Source organism: Catenibacterium sp. AM22-6LB (assembly GCF_003435615.1).
GTDB lineage: Bacteria > Bacillota_I > Bacilli_A > Erysipelotrichales > Coprobacillaceae > Catenibacterium > Catenibacterium mitsuoka_A.
This window is the reverse complement of the sequence record NZ_QTUM01000006.1, coordinates 54376-59287: the sequence shown is the minus strand read 5'-3', so window position 1 is coordinate 59287 and position 4912 is coordinate 54376. Positions and strand designations below refer to the sequence as shown.

The 4912-nt window shown below is 55.2% G+C and carries 3 rRNA genes; all 3 read right to left on the bottom strand.

Annotated elements, in window-relative coordinates:
• Position 1 precedes the first annotated feature (1 nt).
• The 3 genes from rrf to DW269_RS02855 all read right to left on the bottom strand — a co-directional run bounded on the left by rrf (position 2) and on the right by DW269_RS02855 (position 4825).
• Positions 2-110 (bottom strand): 5S ribosomal RNA (gene rrf, locus DW269_RS02865).
• Positions 111-171: 61 nt separating this feature from the next.
• A 23S ribosomal RNA gene (locus tag DW269_RS02860) occupies positions 172-3059 on the bottom strand.
• A gap of 237 nt (positions 3060-3296) precedes the next feature.
• Positions 3297-4825: ribosomal RNA gene (locus tag DW269_RS02855) — 16S ribosomal RNA — on the bottom strand.
• The 16S, 23S and 5S rRNA genes sit together here, the layout of an rRNA operon.
• Between the last annotated feature and the right edge of the window lie 87 nt (positions 4826-4912).

The window sequence follows — 4912 nt, the reverse complement described above, 5'->3', positions numbered from 1 at the left end:
GACCTGGCAGCTTGCTATTGTCGCGTCTTCACACTATCGTCGCCGTTATGATGCTTAACTTCCGTGTTCGGGATGGGAACGGGTGTGTCCATCATGCTATCGCCGCCAGATCCTCGAGGGATCCCTCAAAACCAGATACGTCATCTCTACTAATGATTACTCTTTCCAATCTTGGCCAAGTCCTCGGCCTATTAGTACCGCCCCGCTAAGCACATCGCTGCGCTTGCACTCGCGGCCTATCAACCTCGTCGTCTTCGAGGGGCCTTACTTGTCGCCAATGGGAGGTCTCATCTTGGAGGGGGCTTCACGCTTAGATGCCTTCAGCGCTTATCCCGTCCGGACTTGGCTGCCCAGCTGTGCCACTGGCGTGACAACTGGTGCACCATCGGTCCGTCCACCCCGGTCCTCTCGTACTAGGGGCAGCTCTCCTCAAACCTCCTGCGCCCACGACAGATAGGGACCGAACTGTCTCACGACGTTCTGAACCCAGCTCGCGTACCGCTTTAATGGGCGAACAGCCCAACCCTTGGAACCGACTTCAGCTCCAGGATGCGATGAGCCGACATCGAGGTGCCAAACCTCCCCGTCGATGTGAACTCTTGGGGGAGATCAGCCTGTTATCCCCAGGGTAGCTTTTATCCGTTGAGCGACGGCCCTTCCATTCGGATCCGCCGGATCACTAAGCCCGACTTTCGTCCCTGCTCGACCTGTATGTCTCGCAGTCAGACACCCTTATGCCTTTGCACTCTATGCATGGTTTCCATCCATGCTGAGGGTATCTTTGGGCGCCTCCGTTACTCTTTGGGAGGCGACCGCCCCAGTCAAACTGCCCGACTGACACTGTCCCGTGGCCCGTTGCCTCCGGTTAGGACCTAGATGCATGAAGGGTGGTATCCCAACAGCGGCTCCCCGTACGCTGGCGCGCACGGCTCACAGCCTCCCACCTATCCTGTACATCATGCATCCAAGCCCAATGTCAACCTGCAGTGAAGCTCCATGGGGTCTTTCCGTCTAGTCGCGGGCAACCTGCATCTTCACAGGTACTAAGACTTCACCGAGTCTACAGCTGAGACAGCGCCCAAATCGTTACGCCTTTCGTGCGGGTCGGAACTTGCCCGACAAGGAATTTCGCTACCTTAGGACCGTTATAGTTACGGCCGCCGTTTACTGGGGCTTCGGCTCGCTGCTTCGCTTGCGCTGACAGCTCCCCTTGACCTTCCAGCACCGGGCAGGCGTCACCCCCTATACTTCGGCTTGCGCCTTCGCAGAGAGCTGTGTTTTTGGTAAACAGTCGCTTGGGCCGTTTTACTGCGGCTCCATTTCTGGAGCACCCCTTCTCCCTAGGTTACGGGGTCATTTTGCAGAGTTCCTTAGCTATAGTTCTCTCGCTCACCTCAGGATTCTCTCCTTGCCCATGTGTGTCCATTTTCGGTACGGGCCGATGTGTGCTGTGCTAGAAGCTTTTCCTGGAAGCCTGCTCTCAGCTTTTCCGTACTTGCCGAAGCTTTCCGTATGCATCGCGCCTTCCCCTTATGCGCACCGGATTTCCCTGGTGCGCAGGTATCTCGCTTGCCCCAGCTATTCCAGCAGCTGGTTGCCTGAGCCTTCTCCGTCACTCCATCGCCACACATCGGGTACGGGAATATCCACCCGTCGTCCATCGGCTACGCCTTTCGGCCTCGCCTTAGGTCCCGACTATCCCAGAGAGGACGAGCCTTCCTCTGGAAACCTTGGGCCATCGGTGCGTGGGATTCTCACCCACGTGCCGCTACTCACGCCGGCATTCTCTCTTCCATGCGCTCCACATGCCCTTCCGGTCATGCTTCTCCGCTGCATGCAATGCTCCCCTACCACATTCCTGTCCATAGCTTCGGTGTCATGCTTAGCCCCGGTAAATTATCGGCGCAGAGTCATTCGACTAGTGAGCTGTTACGCACTCTTTGAAGGATGGCTGCTTCTGAGCCAACCTCCTAGTTGTCTGCACGTCTCCACTTCCTTTTCCACTTAGCATGCACTTTGGGACCTTAGCTGATGGTCTGGGCTGTTTCCCTTTTGACGACGGACCTTATCACTCGCCGTCTGACTGCCGCAGATGACACCGTGACATTCGGAGTTTGATTATGCTCAGTACCGCGGGATGCGGCCATCGCATATTCAGTGCTCTACCTTCACGGCTCTCTCGCTGCGACGCTAGCCCTAAAGCTATTTCGGGGAGAACCAGCTATCTCCGGGTTCGATTGGAATTTCACCCCTAGCCACAAGTCATCCGCCAACGTTTCAACGGGGGTCGGTTCGGTCCTCCATCGGGTCTTACCCCGACTTCAACCTGCTCATGGCTAGATCACCCGGTTTCGGGTCCACGACCTCAGACTATTACGCCCTGTTAAGACTCGCTTTCGCTGCGGCTCCGCATCTCCTGCTTAACCTCGCCTGCTGATCGTGACTCGCCGGCTCATTCTACAAAAGGCACGCCATCACCCTTTGACGGGCTCTGACTTCTTGTGGGCATGCGGTTTCAGGTTCTCTTTCACTCCCCTCCCGGGGTTCTTTTCACCTTTCCCTCACGGTACTGGTTCGCTATCGGTCACAGAGTAGTGTTTAGCCTTTCGGGATGGTCCCCGATGATTCCGGCAGGATTCCACGTGCCCCGCCGTACTCAGGTGCCGCCTCGACGCATGTCAAGCCTTCGGATACGGGTCTCTCACCCTCTTCGGATCCCCTTCCCATGGGATTCTCCTGACTCTTCATGTCATCTTTATCGGCGGTCCTACAACCCCGGACTATGTCCGGTTTGGGCTCCTCCGCTTTCGCTCGCCGCTACTTACGGAATCGACTTCTCTTTCTCTTCCTGCAGGTACTTAGATGTTTCAGTTCCCTGCGTATTGCCCCGTCATGACGGTCGTCATGCGGTCTCCGCTTCTTGAGCGGAGGGGTTTCCCCATTCGGATATCGGCGGGTCATCGCGTGCTTACCGCTCGCCGCCGCATTTCGCTGTTCGCTGCGTCCTTCATCGCCTCTCTGTGCCCAGGCATTCTCCGTACGCCCTTTCTTCCTTGACCTTGTGATTGGTTCTCTTTAGTTCGCTTGAGTATTTCTGTTCTTAGTATTTTTTGCCTTCAGACCAGATGTACTAGACCTTTCTTATCTTTGTTTGATTTCTCGATCTCACTTACATCTTATCTTTTGTGTGCAGAAAGTTTTTAAAACTTTCCATTTGATGATCATATCTGATTTTCAAGGATCTCTCTAGAGTGCCAGAGCACTCAAAACTGAACATTACACGTCTGTCTCCCTAGAAAGGAGGTGATCCATCCCCACGTTCCCGTAGGGATACCTTGTTACGACTTCACCCCAATCATCAGCCCCACCTTAGACAGCTCCCTCCCTTGCGGGTTGGGCCGCCGGCTTCGGGTGTTGCCAACTCTCATGGTGTGACGGGCGGTGTGTACAAGGCCCGAGAACGTATTCACCGCGGCATGCTGATCCGCGATTACTAGCGATTCCGGCTTCGTGCAGTCGAGTTGCAGACTGCAGTCCGAACTGGGAACGGGTTTCTGGGGTCCGCTCCGGCTCGCGCCTTCGCTTCCCTCTGTCCCGTCCATTGTAGCACGTGTGTGGCCCAGGTCATAAGGGGCATGATGATTTGACGTCATCCCCGCCTTCCTCCTCCTTGCAGAGGCAGTCTCGCCAGAGTCCCCAACTTAATGATGGTAACTGGCGACAGGGGTTGCGCTCGTTGCGGGACTTAACCCAACATCTCACGACACGAGCTGACGACAACCATGCACCACCTGTCTTCTCTATAGCTATGAGGATGTCTCCATCCCTTTTAGATCGATGTCAAGACCTGGTAAGGTTCTTCGCGTTGCTTCGAATTAAACCACATGCTCCACCGCTTGTGCGGGCCCCCGTCAATTCCTTTGAGTTTCATTCTTGCGAACGTACTACTCAGGCGGGTCACTTATTGCGTTGACTGCAGCACCGGGGTTTGACCCCCGACACTTAGTGACCATCGTTTACGGCGTGGACTACTAGGGTATCTAATCCTATTTGCTCCCCACGCTTTCGGGAATGAGCGTCAGTTGCGGCCCAGACCGTCGCCTTCGCCACTGGTGTTCCTCCATATATCTACGCATTTCACCGCTACACATGGAATTCCACGATCCTCTTCCGCACTCTAGCCGCCTGGTTTCCATGGCTTACCGAAGTTTAGCTTCGGTCTTTCACCACAGACCCTTGCGGCCGCCTGCTCCCTCTTTACGCCCAATGATTCCGGATAACGCTCGCCACCTACGTATTACCGCGGCTGCTGGCACGTAGTTAGCCGTGGCTTTCTGGTAAAGTACCGTCACTCGCATACCATTTCCTGTATGCGCCGTTCTTCCTTTACAACAGAGCTTTACGACCCGAAGGCCTTCTTCGCTCACGCGGCGTTGCTCGGTCAGGGTTTCCCCCATTGCCGAAAATTCCCTACTGCTGCCTCCCGTAGGAGTCTGGGCCGTGTCTCAGTCCCAATGTGGCCGTCCGCCCTCTCAGGCCGGCTACGCATCGTTGCCTTGGTGGGCCGTTGCCCCGCCAACCAGCTAATGCGCCATAGGTCCATCCCTGCGCTATCCCCGAAAGGATATTTGGCATGAGCTCCATGCGGTGCTCATGGCTATGCGGTATTAGCAGGAGTTTCCTCCTGTTATCCCCCGCACAGGGGCAGGTTACCTATGTATTACTCACCCGTTCGCCACTCATCTCTAAAAGAGATTCGTTCGACTTGCATGTATTAGGCACGCCGCCAGCGTTCATCCTGAGCCAGGATCAAACTCTCCACTGAATATGTGAAGAGCTGATGTTCAGCTCATCAATTAAATGTTTTCAAATAAATCTGACGTGTATCTGTTCAGTTTTCAATGTTCTGTCT